Annotated in this window: 20 protein-coding genes; 10 read left to right on the forward strand and 10 right to left on the reverse strand. The window is 53.8% G+C overall.

The genetic code is table 11. The annotated features are described in order from the left end of the window. Positions 1-56: 56 nt before the first annotated feature. On the reverse strand, positions 57-545 hold the full coding sequence (locus tag WA318_RS01910; protein ID WP_336079726.1) for a methylated-DNA--[protein]-cysteine S-methyltransferase: 489 nt from the start codon (positions 543-545) through the stop codon (positions 57-59). Positions 546-618: 73 nt separating this feature from the next. After that, positions 619-2,658: a thioredoxin domain-containing protein gene (locus tag WA318_RS01915; protein ID WP_336079727.1), complete on the reverse strand. Its 2,040-nt coding sequence runs from the start codon at positions 2,656-2,658 to the stop codon at positions 619-621. 281 nt (positions 2,659-2,939) lie between these two features. On the opposite strand from WA318_RS01915, the gene WA318_RS01920 reads away from it, so the two are divergent. From WA318_RS01920 to WA318_RS01950, 7 genes are all read left to right on the forward strand, one after another. Further along, positions 2,940-3,194 carry a DUF6489 family protein gene (locus WA318_RS01920; protein WP_114096860.1) on the forward strand — a complete coding sequence of 85 codons (255 nt, stop codon included), beginning with the start codon at positions 2,940-2,942 and terminating at the stop codon, positions 3,192-3,194. A gap of 5 nt (positions 3,195-3,199) precedes the next feature. Then, the gene (locus WA318_RS01925; protein ID WP_114096410.1) at positions 3,200-3,523 is read left to right on the forward strand and encodes a (2Fe-2S) ferredoxin domain-containing protein; all 324 of its coding nucleotides are present in this window, start codon (positions 3,200-3,202) and stop codon (positions 3,521-3,523) included. Between the two features lie 186 nt (positions 3,524-3,709). After that, positions 3,710-5,083, forward strand: coding sequence for a tRNA uridine-5-carboxymethylaminomethyl(34) synthesis GTPase MnmE (mnmE, locus tag WA318_RS01930; protein WP_336079730.1), 1,374 nt, complete (start codon positions 3,710-3,712; stop codon positions 5,081-5,083). Between the two features lie 131 nt (positions 5,084-5,214). Beyond that, positions 5,215-7,119 carry a tRNA uridine-5-carboxymethylaminomethyl(34) synthesis enzyme MnmG gene (mnmG, locus tag WA318_RS01935; RefSeq protein WP_336079732.1) on the forward strand — a complete coding sequence of 635 codons (1,905 nt, stop codon included), beginning with the start codon at positions 5,215-5,217 and terminating at the stop codon, positions 7,117-7,119. A 589-nt stretch (positions 7,120-7,708) separates the two neighbouring features. Continuing rightward, positions 7,709-8,410: a 16S rRNA (guanine(527)-N(7))-methyltransferase RsmG gene (rsmG, locus tag WA318_RS01940; RefSeq protein ID WP_336079734.1), complete on the forward strand. Its 702-nt coding sequence runs from the start codon at positions 7,709-7,711 to the stop codon at positions 8,408-8,410. 53 nt (positions 8,411-8,463) lie between these two features. Beyond that, positions 8,464-9,246, forward strand: a complete 783-nt coding sequence (locus WA318_RS01945; protein ID WP_147251921.1) for a ParA family protein — start codon at positions 8,464-8,466, stop codon at positions 9,244-9,246. Further along, positions 9,243-10,430, forward strand: coding sequence for a ParB/RepB/Spo0J family partition protein (locus WA318_RS01950; RefSeq protein WP_336079736.1), 1,188 nt, complete (start codon positions 9,243-9,245; stop codon positions 10,428-10,430). The genes WA318_RS01945 and WA318_RS01950 overlap by 4 nt, the downstream gene beginning before the upstream one ends. A gap of 96 nt (positions 10,431-10,526) precedes the next feature. Here WA318_RS01950 and WA318_RS01955 read toward each other — a convergent pair whose 3' ends face one another. From WA318_RS01955 to WA318_RS01975, 5 genes are all read right to left on the reverse strand, one after another. After that, the gene (locus WA318_RS01955; RefSeq protein WP_336079737.1) at positions 10,527-12,014 is read right to left on the reverse strand and encodes a hypothetical protein; all 1,488 of its coding nucleotides are present in this window, start codon (positions 12,012-12,014) and stop codon (positions 10,527-10,529) included. Between the two features lie 283 nt (positions 12,015-12,297). Then, positions 12,298-13,329: a DNA polymerase III subunit delta gene (gene holA / locus WA318_RS01960; RefSeq protein WP_336079738.1), complete on the reverse strand. Its 1,032-nt coding sequence runs from the start codon at positions 13,327-13,329 to the stop codon at positions 12,298-12,300. Between the two features lie 61 nt (positions 13,330-13,390). Further along, positions 13,391-13,897, reverse strand: a complete 507-nt coding sequence (locus WA318_RS01965; RefSeq protein ID WP_336079739.1) for a hypothetical protein — start codon at positions 13,895-13,897, stop codon at positions 13,391-13,393. After that, positions 13,898-14,494, reverse strand: coding sequence for a hypothetical protein (locus WA318_RS01970; RefSeq protein ID WP_336079741.1), 597 nt, complete (start codon positions 14,492-14,494; stop codon positions 13,898-13,900). It lies immediately after the preceding gene. Positions 14,495-14,571: 77 nt separating this feature from the next. Further along, on the reverse strand, positions 14,572-14,985 hold the full coding sequence (locus WA318_RS01975) for a DUF3576 domain-containing protein (protein WP_336079743.1): 414 nt from the start codon (positions 14,983-14,985) through the stop codon (positions 14,572-14,574). 403 nt (positions 14,986-15,388) lie between these two features. Between WA318_RS01975 and WA318_RS01980 the strand changes: the two genes are divergently transcribed. Together WA318_RS01980 and WA318_RS01985 are read left to right on the forward strand one after the other, a co-directional pair. Then, positions 15,389-16,495: a porin gene (locus WA318_RS01980; protein WP_336079744.1), complete on the forward strand. Its 1,107-nt coding sequence runs from the start codon at positions 15,389-15,391 to the stop codon at positions 16,493-16,495. Positions 16,496-17,097: 602 nt separating this feature from the next. Continuing rightward, positions 17,098-18,138, forward strand: coding sequence for a porin (locus WA318_RS01985; RefSeq protein WP_336079746.1), 1,041 nt, complete (start codon positions 17,098-17,100; stop codon positions 18,136-18,138). 97 nt (positions 18,139-18,235) lie between these two features. Here WA318_RS01985 and WA318_RS01990 read toward each other — a convergent pair whose 3' ends face one another. Together WA318_RS01990 and WA318_RS01995 are read right to left on the reverse strand one after the other, a co-directional pair. Then, positions 18,236-19,456, reverse strand: coding sequence for a lipopolysaccharide heptosyltransferase family protein (locus WA318_RS01990; protein WP_336079748.1), 1,221 nt, complete (start codon positions 19,454-19,456; stop codon positions 18,236-18,238). Between the two features lie 38 nt (positions 19,457-19,494). After that, a complete protein-coding gene (locus WA318_RS01995) occupies positions 19,495-20,127 on the reverse strand; it encodes a thiamine phosphate synthase (RefSeq protein WP_336079750.1) in 633 nt (210 codons plus the stop codon). Positions 20,128-20,194: 67 nt separating this feature from the next. Here WA318_RS01995 and WA318_RS02000 point away from each other — a divergent pair, with 67 nt between their 5' ends. Continuing rightward, a complete protein-coding gene (locus WA318_RS02000) occupies positions 20,195-20,890 on the forward strand; it encodes a YggS family pyridoxal phosphate-dependent enzyme (protein WP_336079752.1) in 696 nt (231 codons plus the stop codon). Between the two features lie 246 nt (positions 20,891-21,136). Here the strand turns inward: WA318_RS02000 and WA318_RS02005 are convergent, their stop codons facing one another. Further along, positions 21,137-21,826 (reverse strand): response regulator transcription factor, encoded by a 690-nt coding sequence (locus tag WA318_RS02005; RefSeq protein ID WP_114096425.1) that lies wholly within the window; start codon positions 21,824-21,826, stop codon positions 21,137-21,139. Positions 21,827-21,958: the final 132 nt, after the last annotated feature.

Here is a 21,958-nt window from a genome sequence, read left to right on the forward strand (position 1 = left end):
ATGTATTTCGCAGGATGAAAACACGGGCCGCAAAACCCCGTGCGGTGATCCGGGTTCTAAAGATCAAAACTGCCCTGATCATCGCCGATAACAAGCTCGACACCCTCAATCTTGAGCAGATCACGCTTGGTTTCGAGCCCGCCCTGACCGGAATAGCCGCCCGGTTTGTCGCCGCTGGCAAGAACCCGGTGGCAAGGGATGATGATCGGGATCGGGTTCATGCCACAGGCCGATCCGACCGACTGAAAGGCCTTGGGCGATCCCGCCGCCGCGGCAAGTTCCTTATAGGTCGCGGTCTTGCCCTTGGGGATGTCGCACATTGCTGCCCAGACCGCCTTCTGGAAATCGGTGCCGTCAGGTGCCAGGGGAAGATCAAATTTTTCAAGCTGACCGGCAAAATAGGCCGTGAGCTGCTTTTTGGCTTCTTCCAGAACCGGGCTGGTTTCCATTTCATCAACAAATCCCCAATCAAGCGCAACGATCTGATCGTCAAACTCGAAAATCGTAAGCGCGCCGACCGGGCTATTGATGGAAATCTGGGGCATGACGGGGTCTTTCGTGATTGTAAATGCGGTGCTGTGGTCAGCACGGTGGTGGCGCAGTTATCCTTGGGCTGCCTTATGCCGCCCTGTTTGGCAGATCGGCAAGCAGTTTGGCAAGGTCATCGGCATTTGTCACCGGGGCCGAACAAACAGGCCCCTGACAGACATAGGCGGTTTCCTTGCCGTCAATCGCGGTTTTGCCCCGGGCCGGATGACCATCGGGCAGGGGATCACCATCGCCCAGAATGGTAATCGCCCGGTTGGGCAGATAGCAGCCAAAAATGGCCCGGCGCATATCAAGATAGGTCTGCGAGCGATCCCGGGCGATCAGCACGATCTGGACCGGGTTTTGCAACATCTCAGCCGCCAGAAGCAATCCGGGCATATTGGGGAATTGTTCGCCAATCCGTCCGGCAAAGGCCGAAAGCGTGATTTCCGCCCGATCACGATATGTGCTGTTACCGGTCAGGACATAGAGCTTTGCCAGATTCTGGGCCATGATGGCATTGCCTGATGGCACGGCATTATCCATGAAGGGTTTCTGGCGCACGACAAGATCACTGGCGTCCGAAGCGGACTGGAAATAGCCGCCCTTGGCATCGGCAAACAGGGTTTCGACCGTTTCCGACCAGGCAATCGCATCACGCAGATAGGCATCCTCGCCAAAGCATTCAAACAGCCGCAGGGCTGCGCGGATCATATGGGCGTAATCTTCGAGCATTCCGGCATGCTGGGCCTTGCCATCGCGATAGCTGTGCAGGAAGCGGTCACCCTTCATCAGGCTGCTGGTGACAAAGTTAAAGGCAAGCTTGGCGTAATCCAGCCAGTCCGCACGGTGGAAGGTCAATGACGCCTCGGCCAGGGCGGCAATCGTCATGGCGTTCCAGTCGGTCAGCGCCTTGTCATCCCAGCCCGGACGAATGCGCTTGGCCCGCGCCACAAGCAGCTTTTCACGCAACTCGCGAAGCTTTTCCTCGGTCGCATCATCGGCAAGGCCAAGCCCCGACGCCGTGCGGTTGAGGATATTGCTATGTTCCCAGTTCCCGAGTGCCGAAACGTCGTAGAATTTCTTGAAAAGTGGCGCATCCTGGCCCAGAAGGTCGTCAATCTCGGTTTCCGACCAGACATAGAATTTGCCTTCGACACCTTCGCTATCGGCATCAAGGCTTGCGGTAAAGGCCCCGCCGGGAATGCGCATTTCACGCAAGATCCAGGTGATGGTTTCTTCAACCCGTTTGGCATAAAGCGGATTGGGATCAACGCGCCAGACATCACATAAAAGATCAATCAGCTGGGCATTGTCATAAAGCATCTTTTCAAAATGCGGCACCAGCCATTGATCATCAACCGCATAGCGGGCAAAACCGCCGCCCAGATGGTCATAAATCCCGCCCTGACACATGCGATCAAGGCTGTGTTTGACGATCCGCTGAAGCTCGTTTTCCTTGGTGCGGACACCGGTCCGCCAGATCAGCGACAGCAGGCTGGGTTGCGGGAATTTCGGCGCACCCGATGTGCCGCCATTTTCCCCGTCCATGATCTGCAAACAGCCATGCCCGCAGCGATCAATCATCTCAAGGTTTGGCACCGATCCGTTAGCCCCGCTATTCATCTTGATCAGCGCATTGGAAATCTGGGTGACGTTGTGACGGACATCGTCGGGTTTGTCGGTGAAAATCCGCGACACGGTTTTCAGCACATCATCAAAACCCGGTCGACCATAGCGGGCTTCTTTCGGGAAATAGGTCCCGCCCCAGAATGGTTCGCCATCCGGTGTCAGGAACATGGTCAGCGGCCAGCCACCCTGTTGACCCAGCAGGGCCAGCGCATTCTGATAAAGCGCATCAAGATCGGGGCGTTCTTCGCGGTCAAGCTTGATATTGATGAACAGATCATTCATCAGGGCGGCCATGCCGTCATCTTCAAAGCTTTCATGGGCCATGACATGGCACCAGTGACAGGCGGCATAGCCCACAGATAGCAGGATAGGCTTGTTGGCGGCCTTGGCCGCAGCCAGAACCTCGGTGCTCCAGGGTTGCCAATGTACCGGGTTATCACGGTGCTGCAAAAGATAGGGGCTGGTTTCCGACCCAAGATTGTTCCGTGCGAGTTCCATGTCGTGTCCTGTGCCACCGGTTTGACCGCAAGGGGCCGGGATGGCGTTATCGTTGTGGCTTGGCCGTCTTCATGATCTCATGACCGGCAACGCTGTTAGAACGACTCTAAGGGTAACGGCGTCATACATAAAGGCAAATGGCTGTAATATTTGTCTCAAATCCGTGATATTGCCGGTAAATGATCCAATATGCTGCCAATATGGTTATTGTGATTGAGATGGCCGGTTCAGTCGCCATAATGACGCAGACAAACAAGCAGAAACAAAAGGAGATCAGGGCGATGAAAGTAACGGTAAACATTGATTGCACCCCCGAGGAGGCCCGCACCTTCTTTGGTCTTCCTGATGTCCAGCCGATGCAAAAGGCGATGATGCAAGAGATCGAAGACCGGATGAAAGCCAATCTGGCGGCAATGGACCCGGAAACCATGCTCAATACCTGGCTGCCGCAGGGCATCCAGAACTGGGAACAGCTTCAGAAAGCCTTCTGGGGCCAGTTCAACAGCACACCGGGCAGCAGCGGTAACAAGGACTGATCCAAGTGAGTGACCACTACTATCAGGCACATGTGTTTGTGTGTCAGAACGAACGCCCCGCTGGCCATGAGCGGGGCTGTTGCAATTCCAAGGGCGCGACCAAGTTGCGTAATTATATGAAAGTCCGCGCCAAGGAACTCGGCATTCCGATGACCCGGATCAATACCGCCGGATGTCTTGACCGGTGCGAACTGGGCCCGGTGATGGTGATCTATCCCGAAGGCACCTGGTATCGCTACGAGACGACCGAGGATATCGACGCCATCCTTGATGATCATCTGGTTGGCGGGCAGGTGGTCGGAAGATTGCAGCTCAGCCCCGATCAGTAACAATGCAAACGGTCCCGAAAGAGGGGCCGTTTTGTTTTGGCTGTTAAAACCCTGTTTGCCAAAACTGCGATATGTTGACCTTTTGGCCGGTCTGAACGATATCGACTGCAAGATTTGATGACGTGCCGCAGGGAAAGCAGCTTGGCGGCACACCCTTACTTGAATAACTGGAATAACGGACAAAACATGATTGCAAGCCGAGAAACCATCTTTGCCCTGTCATCCGGGGCCGGGCGTGCAGGCGTCGCGGTGATCCGGTTATCGGGACCGTTATCGGGGCAGACCCTTTGTGCGCTTCTGGGGCGCGATGCGCTTCCCAAGCCGCGCCATGCGGTCTATGCGCCGATCCGTGATCCGTTATCGGGCGAACGGCTTGATGATGCGGTGGCGATCTATTTTGCCGGTCCGGCCAGCTTTACCGGCGAAGATGTGGTCGAGCTGCATGTCCATGGCGGACGCGCTGTGATCGAAGGGGTGCTTGATTGTCTGTCGCGCCAGAGCGGCCTGCGCATTGCCGAGCCCGGTGAATATACCAGGCGGGCCTTTGAAAATGGCAAGATGGACCTGACCTCGGCCGAAGGCATTGCCGATCTGATTGATGCCGAAACCGCCGCCCAGCGCCGACAGGCCGTGCGCCAGATGGCCGGTGAGCTTGGTACGCTTTATGAAGGCTGGCGCGCACGCCTGATGAAGGCACTGGCCCATATCGAGGCCGATATTGATTTCCCCGACGAAGATTTGCCTGACGGGATTGTCCCGGTGGTGCATGGCGATTTGCGCAGCGTGAATGACGAGGTCAAACGCCATCTGGCCGATAACCGCCGCGGTGAACGGCTGCGTGAAGGCTTTCAGATTGTTATTCTTGGTGCGCCCAATGCCGGGAAATCCAGCCTGCTTAACCGGCTGGCCCGGCGCGATGCCGCCATTGTGTCCGAGATTGCCGGAACCACACGCGACATGATCGAGGTTCATCTGGATCTGGGCGGGTTTCCGGTCACGATGGTTGACACGGCGGGCCTGCGCGAAAGCGGTGATGTGATCGAAAGCGAAGGCGTGCGGCGTGCGACCGAACGGGCCGAAAATGCCGATTTGCGGCTTGTCGTTGTCGATCGCGCCGACTGGCCTCATATCGATCCCGAGGCCGCCCGCCTGATTGATGACAAGACCATCATTCTGATCAACAAGGTCGATGACAGCGCCAAGGATGCCTTGCCCGCCGTCTGGCAGGGCGTCTCGGTTGAAGGGGCTGGTCTTGAGCTTCCCGTTTTGGCCATATCGGCCATGACCGGGCAGGGGGTCGAAACCCTCTTGCAACTGCTGGAAACTCGCGTAAAAGAGGGGCTCGATTTTGCCGGACCTGTGCCTTTGACCAGGCTGAGACACCGGCGCGCACTTGAAAGTGCCAGCGATCATCTTGATCGCGGATTGCAGACCGAAATCGCAGAGCTTGCTGCCGAGGATGTTCGCCTTGCAGTGCGCGAGATCGGCAAGATTACCGGACGTGTCGATGTGGAAGACTTGCTCGATATTATCTTTGGGGACTTCTGTATCGGCAAATAAGATTAGGGAAGAGTCCCTAGAAATGTTTCACGTGAAACATTGGTCCAGTTTCTGGACAGAATAAGCGTATTCGAACCGGACAAGGTTCAAGCCTGCCAGCGGATCAGCGCAGGGATTGAGTGAGGAATTCGATGTCACAGAATGTGTCGCAAACCCGTTTTGATGTGATTGTTGTTGGCGGTGGCCATGCTGGCTGCGAGGCCGCGGCAGCGGCTGCGCGCATGGGGGCGGCGACCGCCCTTGTCACCCATCGCGCCGATCGCGTTGGCGAAATGTCCTGCAACCCGGCGATTGGTGGTCTGGGCAAGGGGCATATGGTCCGCGAGGTTGATGCGCTTGACGGTGTGATGGGGCGTGCGATTGACCGTGCCGGGATTCAGTTCCGGATGCTCAACCGGTCCAAGGGCCCGGCGGTTCGCGGCCCGCGTGCCCAGGCAGATCGCAAGCTCTATCGTGAAGCGGTTCAGGACATTCTGGCCAATCAGGAAAATCTGACGATCCTCGAAGGTGGTGTCGAAGACCTGATCATTGACGAGAATAACCGTGTTGCCGGTGTGATTACGGGTGAGGGTGCTGAATATCGTGCCGGTGCGGTGGTTCTGACCACGGGTACGTTCCTGCGCGGACTTATTCACATTGGCGAGAAAACCACACCAGCCGGTCGTATCGGTGATGCCCCGGCAATGGGGCTCTCCGAAACGCTGGAAAAATACGATTTCAAACTGGGCCGATTAAAAACCGGAACACCGGCACGTCTTGATGGCCGCACCATTGATTGGGCAAGTTTGCAGGAACAGCCGGGCGATACGCCGCCTGATCCGTTTTCCTTCCTGACCAGCGAAATCACGGTGCCGCAAATCCCGTGTCATATGACCTGGACCACCGAAGCGACCCACGAAATCATTCGCGCCAATCTTCATCGTGCGCCGATGTATAGCGGCCAGATCAAAAGCAGTGGTCCGCGCTATTGCCCGTCGATTGAAGACAAGGTCGTCCGCTTTGCGGAAAAGAACCAGCATCAGATTTTCCTCGAACCCGAAGGGCTCGACGATCCGACCGTCTATCCGAACGGTATTTCCACCTCGCTCCCCGAGGAAGTTCAGCTCGCCATGCTGGCGACCATTCCGGGTCTTGAGAAGGTCGAGATCTTCCGTCCCGGCTATGCAGTCGAATATGACTTCGTTGATCCGCGCGAATTGCGTCATACGCTCGAAACCAAAAAGGTCGCGGGACTGTTCTTTGCCGGTCAGATCAATGGTACCACTGGCTATGAAGAAGCTGCCGGGCAGGGCCTGATTGCCGGTGTTAATGCGGCATTGGTCGCCGATGGCGGTGAACGCGAATTCGTGCTTGACCGGGCCGATGCCTATATCGGTGTGATGATCGATGATCTGGTGACACTTGGCACGCGCGAACCCTATCGCATGTTTACCTCACGCGCCGAATATCGCCTGATGCTGCGCGCCGATAATGCCGATCAGCGCCTGACAGATCGGGGCCTTGATATCGGCTGCATTGCCTCAACCCGAGAGCAGGTTTGGGGCGCCAAAAAAGCCGCCCTTCAATCGGCAAAGGATCAGGTTTCTGCGCTGAACGAAACGCCAAATGGCCTGGCGAAGTTCGACATCCGGATCAATCAAGATGGGGTGCGCCGGTCGGCCTATGACCTGCTGGCCTATCCCGATATTGATTTCGATACGCTATCCAAGGTCTGGCCGCAGCTTGCTGCGCTTGATCCGGCGATCAAGGAACAGGTGACGATTGATGCGCAATATAAGGGCTATCTTGATCGACAGTCCGCTGACATTGCGGCCTTCCGCCGTGACGAGGAATTACGCTTGCCGCGTGGTCTTGATTTTGATGCGGTCGGAAGCCTGTCGGCTGAGATTCGCTTGAAGCTCAAGGAAATCCAGCCCGAGACCATCGGGGCAGCGTCACGCATTCCGGGCATCACCCCGGCGGCAGTCACCGCATTGCTCGGTCATATCAAAAGCCATAAGCACAAGACAGGCGAGAAGGCGGTGAAAAGCGCCTGATACTTTTGCGGGCAATTGTCAGGACATTGTTTCTGACAGCGTCGTTGGCAGTGTCTCTGATAAGTGTCTCTGGCGCTACTTCTTTGACTCCGTTCAAACCAAAGCAAATTTGCCAAAACCCGGTTGTCAACGCAGCCGGGTTTTTTCGTGGCCGCTGCGCGCCATAAGCTTCATCAAATTGCAGAGCGGGTAACAAGGCGACGGGGCGGGAGGCTTTGTGCAGCAGGTCGGGAAGTGCTGACACCGGGATGCAAAAACACCCAAATCACCTGACCCACGGCGAGTACAGGGCAACAAGGATAGAAGGGCACAACGACACAACGACAATGTTTCACGTGAAACATTTACCACACTCTTTCGTGGCAGTATCAGTGTCACCGTTAGCGCCCGGGGTGGTTTCGATTCCGGTTTCGGTTCCAATAGTGATGCCGATGCGGGTTGCTCGTGCCGATACCGATGCTGGATCGGAGTGCTTCAGAAGAGGTAACATCCTTGATTCGCAAATGCTATCTACGGAGGCAAAGCCTTGCCGCAATGTTTCACGTGAAACATTTTTGGTGATTTTCGCGTTTTGATCGGTTTCGACGCGATGAAAATCGCAAAAGTTAAAAAATCAAGTCTGGTGTGTTTTTCAAACTGGACGTATAAATCATTTATGCAATCCATTTCAGCACCCGTAAAAACGTGGTTTGAACGCGATTTGAATGTTTCACGTGAAACATTGGACCGTTTGAGCGACTATGCAGACCTTGTCGTTAAGTGGCAGCCACGCATTAATATCGTTGGCGCTAGTACGGCAGAAGACGTTTGGGGACGTCATTTACAGGATTCTGCCCAGCTTTGGCCTTATCTGCAGGATATTGCTGCAGAGGGTAAAATTGTTGATTTTGGCTCCGGGGCAGGGTTCCCGGGCATTGTCCTGGCGATTTTGGGTGCCGGAAATGTCACCATGATGGAATCCAATACCAAAAAGACAGTGTTCCTGATGGAAGCGGCACGGGTCTGTGGTGTGCTTGGTCAAACCGAAATTGCCCGCGAACGCATTGAAGCCGCTGCACCGCGCGACGCTGATGTGATTACCGCACGGGCCTTTGCCCCTTTGCCAAAGCTGCTGGAGCTGGGGCAACGACATCTGAAATCCGGTGGCCATTATGTGCTGCTGAAGGGACGTGCCTTTGAAGATGAGCTGGCGGACGCACGCGATGCCGGTTGGTCATTTGATGTAACCACGCATGCCAGTCTGGTCGATCCCGATGGTGTCGTGATGATCTTAAAAGGAGTTGGCCGGTGACTGATGTAATTGACTTACCGCTTTCGACCCAATCACAGGGCCAGTCTCAGGGCATGGGACATCGCCCGCGTATCATCGCGGTTGCCAACCAGAAGGGCGGTGTTGGTAAAACCACCACGACCATCAATCTCGCCACGGCACTGGCCGCCGTTAATCAGCGTGTTCTGATCGTTGATCTTGACCCGCAGGGCAATGCCAGTACCGGTTTGGGACTGCGGCCATCGGATCGCCAGATCAGTTCCTATGATGTGCTGATCAATGGCAATTCGCTTGAGGAAGCCCGTCAGGATACAGCGATCCCGCGATTGACCATTGTGCCGTCGGGCATGGATTTGTCCGGGGCCGAGATCGAGCTGGTTGATTTCGAACGTCGCGAAATGCAGCTTAAGGAATCGCTTGCCAAACTGCCGCAGGATGTTGATTACGTGCTGATTGATTGCCCGCCGTCTTTGGGGCTTTTGACCCTGAATGCGCTGGTGGCATCGGACGCGGTATTGGTGCCCTTGCAGTGCGAATTCTTTGCGCTCGAAGGCATCAGTCATCTGGTGCGTACGATCAAGCGCGTCAAAAAGGCATTCAATCCCGAACTTGAGATTCAGGGCATCGTTTTGACCATGTATGACAAGCGCAACAACCTGTCGGCACAGGTGGCCAATGATGTGCGCGATTATTTTGGTGATGTGGTGTACCGCACGGTGATCCCGCGCAATGTTCGCGTGTCCGAGGCGCCAAGCCACGGTACGCCGGTGCTGGTCTATGACATGAAATGTCCGGGATCACGGGCCTATCTTAATCTGGCCAGTGAAGTCCTGAAACGCGAAGGGGTGAAAGCATGAGCGACGCAAAGAAACGCGGCTTGGGAAGAGGACTGTCTGCACTTCTGGGCGAAGAAGACGACGATGTCAGCGTTGCGGTTTCTGGCGGTCAGGACAGTGCCACGGCGGGTCATCCGGGACCGGGCGGGACGACACAGCTGATTGCGATCACCGATCTCAAACCGTCACCGTTTCAGCCGCGCAGCAATTTTGATGACGAGGCGATTGATGATCTTGCTGCCTCGATCCGCGAGAAGGGCATCATTCAGCCGATTCTTGTCCGGGCATCGTCAACCGGTGAAACAACCTATGAAATCATCGCCGGCGAGCGTCGCTGGCGGGCAGCCCAGCGTGCGCAACTGCATGAAGTGCCGGTTCTTGTGCGTGATTTCGACGATCAGGAAACCGCCGAGATTGCCCTGATTGAAAACCTGCAACGTCAGGATCTTTCGCCACTTGAAGAGGCCGAAGGCTATAACCGCCTGATGAGCGAGTTTTCCCACACGCAGGAGGCACTTGGCCAGGCGCTTGGCAAAAGCCGCAGCCACATTGCCAACAGTCTGCGCCTTCTGGCGTTGCCGGCACCGATCAAGCAGATGCTGTCTGACAAGGTGCTGAGCTCCGGTCATGCCCGCGCCCTTCTGGGGGCGGAAAATGCTGTCGAGCTGGCCGGGCAGATCGTGAAGAAGGGCCTGAATGTTCGCCAGACTGAAAAACTGGTCAGAACCGATGGCGGAAAGGCATCGCGTCCGAAAAAATCATCGGGTGGGGCATCTTCGAACAAAGACCCAGATACAGTGGCTTTGGAACGCGACCTTAGCAACATGTTGGGGTTGGCGGTGAATATCGATTTTGACGGTGCATCGGGAAAAATCTCGATCCGCTATGAAACGCTGGAGCAGCTTGACGATATCTTGCAGCGCCTGACACATGGCAAGACCACTGACCTTGCCAGCGAGGATGATCTCGGCGACTCGGCGAATTCGGATGAGAATGAATTCGACTCGATGTTCATCGAGGACGAAGAAGCCGATGACAGCCTGACAGCGGAACTTGAAAATATCGCGGATGCGACCTTGCCGGAAAGTAACGGCCAGGATGATGATCTTGATCTTGATGATATCGTGATCGACGGGCCTGAAGGCGATGATCCGATCGAAAGCGATGAAGTGGATGAAGATGAACTCGATGAATTGATCAAGTAAGCTGATCAGGGCATTTGTTCCACGTGAAACACAAAAGCGGGCCATCCATTGGGTGGCCCGCTTTTTTTCAAGTTGGATTGCCTGTGATCGATCACGCTATCTTAACGGTGCCAGATCAAAGAAGATGTGGCTGAGTTCTTCGTCACCGAAGCTGCCATCCGGGGCAGGTGACCCGCCGGCATTGTGGCAGAGGAAGCAGTTTCCCATTTGCGTGCCCTGAAAATAGGTTTCCATGGTGGTATTGGCCAGCCGTGAAGAGCCGACCTGAGGTGCCAATAGGGCGACGTCACTGTTGGTTTGATCTGGAAGCGGGCTTTCGGGGATGATCCCGTTTGATGTCCATACGGAGCCGATTTGTACATAATTTGCCCGGATATCACCCGAGACGAGATTGCCCAGAACATTGTTGTTCATCGAGATAATTTGCGCATTGACCGTGGCACTGTTGGCATCTGGTCCGGACGTTCCCCAGGGGTTGGTGCGTACCACAGATGTCGGAACGATTCGGGTGGCCGGTGGGGTCAATACAATATTGCCATGCTTGTCGGTATGGGCGGTTTCAACATTCACACCGTTTACGGGTGTGTTGGGGGCATAGAATGTATAGCCAGAGGCAGACGCGTCAAAATTGACTTCTGTAACGGCGTTTGCTCCGCTCTGATAATAGAATGTACCGTTCGGCGTATTGTTTTTATGCTCGAACGTTGACCAGATCATTTCCGGATGGCCCTGTACAGAGCCGACAATATGCATCCCTATCAGTGCGAGCGTCCTGGTTTCCGTGCCAACCAATGTCCATTGGGTCGGAACGCTGGTGTCATATTTCGGGACTTCTGCCTTTACCTGAATGTAGTTTTCGGGATCGGGAACCGTGCTGGCATCAATCCATGACGTCTTGAGCTCGATGGCAAGCGCCATTGCGGCCGAGGCATCAAGGCCGTTTGCCTTGGCGTATTCGACGACAGCGGTCTTGTCTTCCTCGGTTGTCGGGAAGAAGGTGCCAAGACTGATCTTGCCAGCCTTCTGACCTGTTAGAAATGCGCCATAGAATGTATTGGTATGGATCCCGTAATAAACAAGCGATCCGGCCTGCGAAATCAGGATACCGCCACCACCAGCCTGACCGGTTTCACCGATGGTTGTCGGGACGCCCTGATCCTGTTTGTTGACACGAATCAGGAAATTGTTGATCGGGCTGTCATTCTTCAGAAATCTGCGGACACCCTTGTCATTTTCTGGCGAGATATCATAGAAGCCGTCCGCATCGAAAAGATAGGTCATGTCGCCGGTCGATTTCAGCTCGGCAGGGGATGTCAGCCACAAGAACATTTGTGCAGACCATTTAAAGAAGTCGCAATTGGTGTTTTTCGTCGGAAAGGCGGCGCTATTGGCGGCCATCACCTTGCCATTGAGTGTGATTTCCTTGCCCTGAAACCAGGTTTCCATCTCCGCCTTTTCAAGCGGGCAGCTATTGAAAGCATCATCAGGCAGGATTGATGTTCCTGCCAATCCGGCTAGCGGAAGCGCCAGCATTGCGCTGCCAAATGCGCCAGCTGCAAATGTGCGACGAAGTGCATTGCTCATTTTGGTGTCCCTCTCTCACCTGTTTGCCAAGTACCGTTCTGTCCCGGAAGTGCTGTGTTTATAATCGACCAGCATGTGTGCTTTTCAGGCATCTAACCGATTGAGATGGGAAGCCGCCGGGCAATAAACAGGGTTGCTATACCGAAGAGGAGGTAAATTGGGAGGCAAGCGTGAGATGGGTAGGAGAACTTGCTGCATACAAAAATGCTGCAATGCAGCATTAAGGGATAGTGTTAAAAGAACGGGGATGTCTAGTCCTGGCTTACAGGCTGCCAGCGTGTAGCTAGCGACGGCCCTGTTTCTGACGGGCGACCGCGACCTTGATCATCGCACGATGGGCAATGGTCTCTGGGATGGCCAGACCGCTTTTGCAATCCTTTTCGGCCTCGAGCAAGATTTGCAGGGCGCGTTGCAGATTATTGACCGCCCAGTTATTCAGACTGGCGCGGAACTGGTCTGCGGCCTTGAAAAACAGGGGCGGGCGCAGGGATTTCATGGCCTGATCGGCACTGATGCCCTGGTCAACCTGACCTTTGACCAGGTGCAATTTCTGAAAATAGCTGATCATCATGCGCAGTGCCCCAACAGGATTGAGGCCTTCCTCGACCAGACGGGTCAGGGCGGCATCAAGATTGACGACATTACCCTGTGAAACAGCCTGAATGACATCGTCATAATGGCGGGCCGAGCTGTCACCGACACAGGCCATGGCGTCTGCCAGCGTCACCTGACCTTCCTTGAGAGCGTATAGGGCAAGCTTTTCGAGCTCGCTGCGTGAAATCATGCGGTCAGAGCCAAGATTGGCCACCAGATACCGTGTGGCATCGCGGTCAATGCGCAGTTTGTGTTCTTCCATGATCGACTGGATCAGGCCTTCGATATCACGCCCGCTATCGGCATAGCAGGGCAGGGCCATGCCATTGCCGGCCTTCTCGACCGCCTGACGCAGTTTGGATTTTGATGCCAGACTGCCGGCCTCGATCACGATCAGCGCATCACCGGCAGGATCAGTGAGAAAATCAGCAATCAAGGGGGCCTGCGCTTCGCCAATGTCGCGGATTCGAATGACACGGCGTCCGCCGCCAAAACTGATGGCGGCGGCCTCGTCGCGGAGGCGCCCTGCGTCTTCCTTAAGCTGGGGAATGCCAAGCTCCACAACCCGGAACGGATCCTTGAGATCCTCGACCACGGTCCTGGCCAGTTTCACGGCACGTTCACGCACAAGGCCCTCATCCTCACCATAGATCAGGATAAGCTGCGCCTTGGCATCGGGGGCACGCAAAAAGTTCTCAACTTGGGCTGCTTTAAGCTTCATGAAGCGCCTTGGTTAAAGCAATGGGGTGTCGCATTAATTTACGAATTCACCGACCGGGCAATTACTGAGACCGCAAGCCAATGGCGACCTGGTTTGCAAGTTGCTGGGCAAGAGTGCGGGCAGCATCTGCCTGTGCGGCACTTTCTGCTTCGATGCTGGCGAAGTCGGATTCAACGATGTTGTAACTGGTACGGGTTCGTACATTGCCTTGGCGCAGAATTTTGGAATCTTGTCTGCGCACCAGCTCGTAAGTTGCAGTGATCAGATAGTCGGCAATGGTTGCTTCATTGTCCTTGGTGAAGCCCTGTTCACTGGTCGACTCGCTCAAGTTTACCTTCAAGTCATATAGTGGACTGGCGCTTTGACCGCGTGGAGTCAGGGTCTCGATCAAGGCATTCCGGGTTATCTGGCCGACGCGGTCATCGATTACAGCGACATCAACAAGTGCCATGTTTGCCGCGGTATTGTAGCTGTCGCCCTTGGTGGCATAAAGCGGCCGGAAACCACAGGCGCTTAGTGCTGTCAGGGTGATGAGTGCAAAAACCGGAAAAACCGCGCGCAATTTCATTTAATCAAGCCTTCTGTCTTTGACGGCCGTGATCAGGCCTTGTCGCCACAATAGTTCGGTTCCGATAAAAGGGCAAAACAGAGTTAGATTGGCAAGGAAAGTTTGATAGCGGATGCAGGTTTTGTCGCTCTGGCCGGAGTCGAGTTTTTGAAAGCTTTGCCGCAGCAGGGCAATGGCCGCATTGTTGCGGCCATGCCGGATGGCTTCAACGATTTCAGGGTGGGGCGCGAACTTTTCCAAGCCCGTATCTGGTCGGGATGGATAGGTCAAGGGGACGCAATGACGCCACACCTGTCGCAACCAGCGCCATTGTCCGATCAGACTGTTATGGGTCAGGTGCAGGGGCCGGTGGATGGGAACGTCGGCCAGTAAGGCAAGTGACAGGGTGTCGAGGCCTACTTCGTCATAGAGAGACGCACTGCTCTTGGCGATTGCATCCGTTGTGACCTTTGCGGCTACTTTGCCTGTATCGGCCTGGATGTTTTGGTCATTTCCGGTCGTGGCAAGAATGTTCGCGATGCGGGCAAACAGTGTCAGACGCATGTCATCAAGGCTGTGAGCCAAACCGGCATAGATCTCGGGGTATTGCGCACGCATGAAGAACCCCCAGTCACGTTCCAGCGAATGGGGGTTATATTCAGGTGATATATATAAAGTATATCCGGTCATTGACCCTATTGGACATTGGCGCTGTCAATACGCAACTGACGGGCACGGGTCAGGATGGCGTCTTCGAGCGATGTAACAGTTCCTCCCTCAACCACAGCATCCTGCCACTGGTTGGGACCAACATTGACCTGACGGAATACCGAAACCTTGATGGCGTCAGAACGCAGCGCAGTGCCAAGGATATATGCGGTCAGCTTAAAGCGTTCATTGGGTGTTTCGGCCGGTGCATACCAGTCGGTAATGATCACGCCGCCAAACGGATCGGCAGAATTTAACGGCATGAAGGACAGAGTATCAAGCGTTGCCCGCCAGAGGAAGCTGTTGACGCCGATTCCAGAACCGCCGGTACCTTTCTGGCTATCCTCGCTACCGAAGATGTTCAGGCCGTCTTGACCAAAGACCGAACCCTCCTTCTTCAAGTCAGCACGCGTCGCACTACGCCCATTGACTTTGCGGTCTCCCGGAGCAGATCCTGGGAAATTATCATAGTCTTCTTGTGTGCCGGCACAGGCTGCCAAGAAGGCAGACAGGGTTGCAATACACAGGATTTTGGCGAAAGAACTGTTCACGGTGTAGCCCTTAATAACGAGAGTCGTTCATCAGTTGCCCGCACTATAAGGCGGATGGGGCGCAGGGCAAATAAAAACATGTGTGGTTTTTGTGCAACATGATGTGAAAAATGTCGCATTTTGATCACAGTATCGTTGACGGAACGGAAAAATACTGGCTCCATAGCGTCGAACCGAGCGGTAAAAACAAAAAAGCTGCTCACCTAAATTTTGTTATGCGGTAACCGCATTTGCAAAGACGTTGAGGGAAAAGATGAAAAAGATTCTGGTAGCTTCCAGCGCACTCGTCGCTGTTGCTTTCGCAGGCCAGGCACAGGCTTCTGAAAAAATTAGCCTGTCGGTCAGCGGTTTCATGAACCAGCATGTTGGTTATGCTGATGTTGATAAAAACCTTGGCAACCGCCACAACTTCCAGCAGTCCAACACCGAAGTTCACTTCAAAGGTGCAACCACCCTTGATAACGGCATTGAAGTTGGTGCTTCGATCGAGCTTGAAGGTGAAGTAGCTGGTGTTGACGAACAGTACCTCTACATCAATGGTGGTTTTGGTCAGGTCAAACTCGGCTCTGAAGACGGCGCAGCGAATGACATGGTCATCTCCGCTCCGAAAGCTGGTGCAATCAGCCCGAACGATGATGATTTCACCAACTGGGGTGCAAACAACACCGCAGACGTCTGGACTGATGCGTCCTCTGACGACATGAAAATCACCTACTACACCCCGTCACTTGGTGGTTTCCGCGCTGGTGTTTCCTACACCGACAGCACCGCGTCTGAAGGTAGTGATGCCAAAGAACTGAGCGGTTTTGAAAAGAGCGTTCTGTCCGCTGGCGCAGAATACCGTGGTGATTTTGACGGTGTTTCCTTCGCAATTTCTGCTGCTGGCGAATCGACCAGCCCGCGTGAAGGTTCTTCGGCTATCACCAACTACAACCCGAAAACCGGTAAGTCCTATGCGATCGGTACCAACGTTGGTTTCGGCAACTTCACCGTTGGTGGTTCCTTCGGTCATTCTGACGAAGACTTCAACGCTACTCGCGCGACTGCAGGTACCGTTTCGGGCGCAACCGAGAAAACCGGCTATGACCTCGGCGTAAGCTACAGCATGGACGCAGCAACCGTTGCTCTGACCTATGCATACACCGATCGTGAAGCGTATGCTGGTTCTGCTTCTGGTAACCTCGTACGTAACGCTAGCAGCGATCTTGAAGTTCAGGGCGTTAGCCTTGGCATGAACTACACCCTCGGCGCTGGCGTCACCTGGGTTTCTTCGCTCTTCTGGAACGAAGAAGATGCGGCTACAGCTGCTCAGGACGGTGAAGTTTACGGTATTGTAACCGGTCTGAACCTCTCCTTCTAATCCTCACTGGGTTAGTTGAAGAATTTGAAGGAGGCGGATATTCCGCCTCCTTCTTTTTTGATCAGATTTGCTTTAGTGATGAAGCTCGGAAGAGTCGAGGCGGTATTGCCGGGATGGGTCTCTAGGTGTTTCACATTAGAAGAAACAAGTCATATGTGGATTGGTTAATCTGACAAGATATGCCTCTGAAGTAAGCCCCTGTAACAGGGGCTTTTTTGTTTCCTTGATTGAGTTGCGGCGAAGGGTTCTTTTAATGTCTGTTGTCCAGGAGGCTAAGAACTGTCTTGCGGGAGATTCCGCCATGCGTAATTAATGACCAACAGATATTTACGGCGGAAACATGATTCACGTATCTATTTTTCAGTTAATTAAGTGACCGATACCATCGTTATAACGACGTGAAACCTCATGATTTTCTCGTATACACGGAGATTTGTAGTCGAATACCGTGTCATAAATGCAACACTGAGATATATAAATGACCAATAGTTAGTTAAGTATATTGACCATAAGTCATTTAATTGGCTTTATGACCCTCGACAGATTGAAGGGCCGCTCGGTTCAACCCTTCATTCCCGAAACGTCATTCTTTGAGGGTAAAGATGAAAAAGATTCTTTTTGCTTCCAGCGCACTTGTCGCTGTAGCTGTCGCAGGCAACGTTCAGGCTTCTGAGAAAATCCAGCTTGAAGTTGGTGGTTACATGGAGCAGTGGGCTGGCTTTGCTGACCAGGACATTGGCGAGCGTAAAAACGCCTTCCAGTCCGATACCGAAGTTCATTTCAAAGGTAAAACCACCCTTGATAACGGCATCGAAGTTGGTGCGGTCATCGAGCTTGAAGGTGAAACCTCTTCTGACCAGATCGACGAACAGTACCTGTTCGTAAACGGTGGCTTCGGTCAGGTTAAACTCGGTAAAGACGACTCGGCTGCTGATTCGCTTGGTATCACCGCACCGTCTGTTGGCCCGGTAGGCGTTAACGACGGCGATCTGACCAACTGGGTTGACGCATACCTGATCGACACTGTTCCGTCGAGCGGCGACCAGAAACGCGTCACCTACTTCACCCCGAATTTCGGTGGCTTCCAGGCTGGCGTTTCCTATGCTGACGACAGTGGTTCGAACAACAACGACACCGCAACTGGTGGCGACAACATCGTTTCTGCTGGCGCAAGCTACCAGGCTGACTTCGATGGCATTTCCTTCGGTGTTTCTGCTGTCGGCGAAAACCAGGGCGAAGGCAACTGGTACGGAGTCGGGGCCACCGTTGGTTTTGGTAACTTCGTAGTCGGTTCTTCCTGGGGCCACATCGAAGATGACTACGCACAGGGTAAAGGTAAAAAAACTGGCGGCGATACAGACGCATATGACGTTGGCGTTTCCTATGCGATGGATGCTGCCAAAGTTTCCCTTACCTATGGTTATGCTGAATACGGCAACCGTGACATTGATCCGTCAAGCACCGTTACCAACCTCGCTGGTACCGGTGAAGTCAGCACCGTTGACCTCGGTCTGGCTTACACTCTTGGTGCAGGCGTGACCTGGAAATCCTCGATCTTCTGGTTCGACGATGAATCCGACAATGCTGCTATCGCAGACAATGACGGTTACGGCGCTGTAACTGGTCTGGTTCTGAACTTCTAATTCTTCGGAATTGGATACAGACGAAGAAGGGGTGGCTTTGGCCACCCTTTCCTTTGTTTGAACGCCATCAATGGGGATATGAACGTCGATCTGGTGTTCAGCTCAGATTCAGGTCGGTTTTGAGTTTTTCAAGAATATCAGGTGCTTGCTGGTGGAGTTGTACAACACAAGGTACCGGGTGATCTGTCACCATTGCGATGGCCAAAGCCGGATCGCTTTTTTGGGGTAATTGGCCGAGTTCAGCTGCAGACAGGTTCAAGCTTCCCATGCAGCCGATTTTTCCATCTGCTGTTGCCCGCACTTTGGCAAGACCACATGGCGCGGCGCAATGGGGACCGACAAAATCACTTTGCCAGCTTTGTAAATTCTGATGCCGTCCCTGAAGAATATTGGCCGAGGCAGAGCTATATATGCCAAGACCGGGGGTTTGAAACAGCTTGGTGATATGGGCCGGGCCGCTATCGGCAACCACCATATAATCCTGCTCTGAAACGAAATTTACCAGATCACCGATTGTTTTGAAGCCATCAATCATCCGGACGTTTTCTGATTCGAAATCTCCGAGGGCTGCCTTATAGGCCTTCATCACCCCCTGATAGGCATTCAGAACGATTGTGATCCTTGTGTTCTTCTGATCGAGAAATGTTGTGATCTTGCACACAAGATCAATCGGCAAAGTTCGTAATGGCGATGATGCCATCGGCACAATCCCGATCCGCATTTCAGGGCCAGCGCCAACTTTGCGGGGGGGCAGAGGACTGAGCGGGATATCAAAGGCTTCGCACAACGCTTCTTCCGGATTAACCGGCATGGTCGCGATATCTTTCCAGCCTTCCATCTCGCTCAGGTCAATCACATGGTCGAACCGGGCAAGTTGTTTGGCGGAGATAAAAAGCTGATAAATCTCGATATCGGGGACCAGCGCAAAGATGTCCGAGGCCGCACCGCTATTTAGCACCCCAATTCTGATCGAGGGATAACGCAGACGAAGGGCCTTGAGGAAAAGTGTCATGCCAACACAATCGCCCAGCGCATCATCAGGCACCAGAAACAGCACGGAATTTCGGGAAAAATCGGTATCTGCCCATTTTGCACGTGGAAGTACCTGAAACCGAAAAGCATCCGACTTGATATTGACACCTTTGGCAGTACCAAGAACCTGTTGGCGCAAAAGGGAATTTACGCGCGTAAAATAAACAGGACTGTCGTCAGATTGCTGAATTAAAGCGGTGCTGACATTGGGCAAGCCAAACTGAAAGGCGTGTCTGGAGGCAAAGCGCGAGAATGTTTTGCGCGATGGGTGCAGATGGCGGGGCATTTTGCGGTGGTTCTCCGATCAACCGGATTTGGGCGGTTTCAGCCAGAAGAAAACCCTATCCCGGCCAAAGAAGCAAGGGATGAGGACCGCAGATTTCTGCATGTTTTTGCATTAATCCCGCCAAGCCCGATCGGGGTGATGCCCAGATGTTTGCAAATACTCGCCATGTGCAAAACCGTTCTGTGCGAAAGGGTTGGTGCGCCGGGATGGCTTCGGGTTGGAAATACCGGCGAGATCAAAACACCATCGGGGCGATATCTGGCCGGGAGCAATGCGAGGTGCCTCAGGGTCACCATGCCGTGGCAGGCCGATGTCACGACCATATCACGCGGAATTTTCCGATAAATCTGCGGCGTTTGCAGGATACGATATTGCGGAAGATGAAGCCCGTCTGCCGAAACCGTAAGGGCCAGCGAAAGGTCATTTGCCACCAGAAACGGGATGTGGCGCGCCCGACATATCTGGCGCAATGTTGCGGCCAGGCGGGCGCGATGGGGATGATCGTAATGGCGAAAAATAACCATGCTGTCGCGCGGTAATTGCTTGATTGCCGCCACCGGATCGGGCAAACGCAGATCATCTGTCATCAGAATTACCGGCGCAATGACACCTGTTGGCCCGCCATTGCGCAAATTGAGTTGGCGCGCCTGCTTTATCAGGGTGTCATCCATTGATACAATCCTGGTTCTGCACGTTTGGGGCGTGCATTCTTTGCCACCGTTTAAAGGCCCATCATCCATGAGCGATAATGATCTGTCACCCGGCAAGAACGATGTTGCCGAAAATCTTGCTGAAATTCAGGGCAATATCAACACTGCCTGTGCCGTGGTAAAGCGCGATCCGGCCGAGGTCACCCTTGTCTGTGTCAGCAAGAATCATGAAGCAGATCATGTTCGCAAGGCACTTGTTGATGGCAGGCGCGTCTTTGGCGAAAACCGGGTGCAGGAGGCGGCCGGAAAATGGCCGGGTCTGCGCGCAGAATTTCCCGATATCGAACTTCATCTGATCGGGCCGCTTCAGACCAACAAGCTCAAGGATGCGGTTGCGCTGTTTGATGTGATCGAGACCGTTGATCGCCCGAAACTTGCCAATGCATTGGCCAAGCATCGCGACAATACGGGGCTTTGCCCCGACCTGTTCATTCAAATCAATACCGGCGAAGAAGATCAGAAAGCCGGTATCGCGCCCAAGGATGCGGATGATTTTATCAACATGTGCCGGGATGAGCTGAAACTTCCGATCAGGGGATTGATGTGCATTCCCCCGGTCGACGAAGAACCGGCACCGCATTTTGCCATGCTTGGCAAGATTGCCGAGCGTCATGGATTGAAAATCAAAAGCATGGGAATGAGCGGTGATTACGAGGCAGCAATCCGTCTTGGTGCTACGCATGTCCGGGTTGGAACGGCTATTTTCGGGTCAAGGGGCTATTGAACGGCCAATATTGCCTTAAATTGAGGGGAATTTTGGTATTTTGGCATCAAAAACCGCAAATATCGTGAATTTATCGCCATAAATATGCGGGTTTATCCAAAAAAATACGTATTTTTGATTTTCTGTGGATAATCAGGCCGAGTTCATAGACGGATGAACCAACGGTTTGTGACAAAAAAATCCCGTAAGGAACGGGATTTTTTTATCCAACGGCAGAAATACAAAAAAACCGACGGAAATTCGGGGTTACGGGATCAGTTTGTAACCGCCAGGCTCCGTGATCAGGATTGCGGCATTGGATGGATCTTTTTCGATTTTCTGACGTAACCGATAGACGTGGGTTTCAAGCGTATGCGTCGTAACCCCGGCATTATAGCCCCAAACCTCGTCCAAAAGGGTCTCGCGGGTGACCGGCTTGTCACCAGCCCGGAACAGGAATTTCAGGATCGAGGTTTCCTTTTCGGTCAGGCGGACCTTCTTTTCGGTTGCGGTTTCGATCAGGATTTTCGCACTTGGCTGGAAACTGTAGGGGCCAATCACAAAAACGGCATCCTCGCTTTGTTCATGCTGGCGGATATGGGCACGAATGCGCGCAAGCAGGACATTAAGCCGAAAGGGTTTGGTGACATAGTCATTGGCCCCCGATTCAAGGCCAAGAATGGTATCGGAATCGCTATTGGCACCGGTCAGCATGATGATCGGTGATTTTACACCGGCCCGGCGCATGAGCTTGCACACATCGCGACCATCCATATCGGGCAATCCGACATCAAGCAGGATCACATCAAAATAGGAGTCCTTGGCGGCTTCAAGCGCGTCTGTCCCGCTTTTGGCGACCACGCATTCAAACTCTTCATGCAGTCGGAGCTGTTCGGTCAATGACTGGCTGAGCGCTGCATCATCTTCGACCACAAGAACCTGTTTACCTGTCGACATTCACCATCCCTTGCTGCTTGCGCGATCCGGTCTATATATTGGGCTTGCCTTACTGCCGGATACATTCTTGTTTTTCTGGAACATCCGGGCCAGCCCGCCCTATATAAAGTACATAACCTAGGATCAGCGCCT

This window comes from Thalassospira sp. CH_XMU1448-2 (assembly GCF_037027285.1).
GTDB classification, from domain to species: domain Bacteria; phylum Pseudomonadota; class Alphaproteobacteria; order Rhodospirillales; family Thalassospiraceae; genus Thalassospira; species Thalassospira profundimaris_C.

Bases quoted from the DNA above. Each gene is read 5' to 3' on its own strand.
- WA318_RS01990 (WP_336079748.1), bottom strand. From the start codon at position 19,456: ATGCCCCGCCATCTGCACCCATCGCGCAAAACATTCTCGCGCTTTGCC.
- WA318_RS01980 (WP_336079744.1), top strand. From the start codon at position 15,389: ATGAAAAAGATTCTGGTAGCTTCCAGCGCACTCGTCGCTGTTGCTTTC.
- WA318_RS01955 (WP_336079737.1), bottom strand. From the start codon at position 12,014: ATGAGCAATGCACTTCGTCGCACATTTGCAGCTGGCGCATTTGGCAGC.
- WA318_RS01950 (WP_336079736.1), top strand. From the start codon at position 9,243: ATGAGCGACGCAAAGAAACGCGGCTTGGGAAGAGGACTGTCTGCACTT.
- holA (WP_336079738.1), bottom strand. From the start codon at position 13,329: ATGAAGCTTAAAGCAGCCCAAGTTGAGAACTTTTTGCGTGCCCCCGAT.
- WA318_RS01970 (WP_336079741.1), bottom strand. From the start codon at position 14,494: ATGCGTGCGCAATACCCCGAGATCTATGCCGGTTTGGCTCACAGCCTT.
- WA318_RS02005 (WP_114096425.1), bottom strand. From the start codon at position 21,826: ATGTCGACAGGTAAACAGGTTCTTGTGGTCGAAGATGATGCAGCGCTC.
- WA318_RS01920 (WP_114096860.1), top strand. From the start codon at position 2,940: ATGAAAGTAACGGTAAACATTGATTGCACCCCCGAGGAGGCCCGCACC.
- rsmG (WP_336079734.1), top strand. From the start codon at position 7,709: ATGAAAATCGCAAAAGTTAAAAAATCAAGTCTGGTGTGTTTTTCAAAC.
- WA318_RS01910 (WP_336079726.1), bottom strand. From the start codon at position 545: ATGCCCCAGATTTCCATCAATAGCCCGGTCGGCGCGCTTACGATTTTC.
- mnmE (WP_336079730.1), top strand. From the start codon at position 3,710: ATGATTGCAAGCCGAGAAACCATCTTTGCCCTGTCATCCGGGGCCGGG.
- WA318_RS01945 (WP_147251921.1), top strand. From the start codon at position 8,464: ATGGGACATCGCCCGCGTATCATCGCGGTTGCCAACCAGAAGGGCGGT.
- WA318_RS01985 (WP_336079746.1), top strand. From the start codon at position 17,098: ATGAAAAAGATTCTTTTTGCTTCCAGCGCACTTGTCGCTGTAGCTGTC.
- mnmG (WP_336079732.1), top strand. From the start codon at position 5,215: ATGTCACAGAATGTGTCGCAAACCCGTTTTGATGTGATTGTTGTTGGC.
- WA318_RS01915 (WP_336079727.1), bottom strand. From the start codon at position 2,658: ATGGAACTCGCACGGAACAATCTTGGGTCGGAAACCAGCCCCTATCTT.
- WA318_RS01965 (WP_336079739.1), bottom strand. From the start codon at position 13,897: ATGAAATTGCGCGCGGTTTTTCCGGTTTTTGCACTCATCACCCTGACA.
- WA318_RS01995 (WP_336079750.1), bottom strand. From the start codon at position 20,127: ATGGATGACACCCTGATAAAGCAGGCGCGCCAACTCAATTTGCGCAAT.
- WA318_RS02000 (WP_336079752.1), top strand. From the start codon at position 20,195: ATGAGCGATAATGATCTGTCACCCGGCAAGAACGATGTTGCCGAAAAT.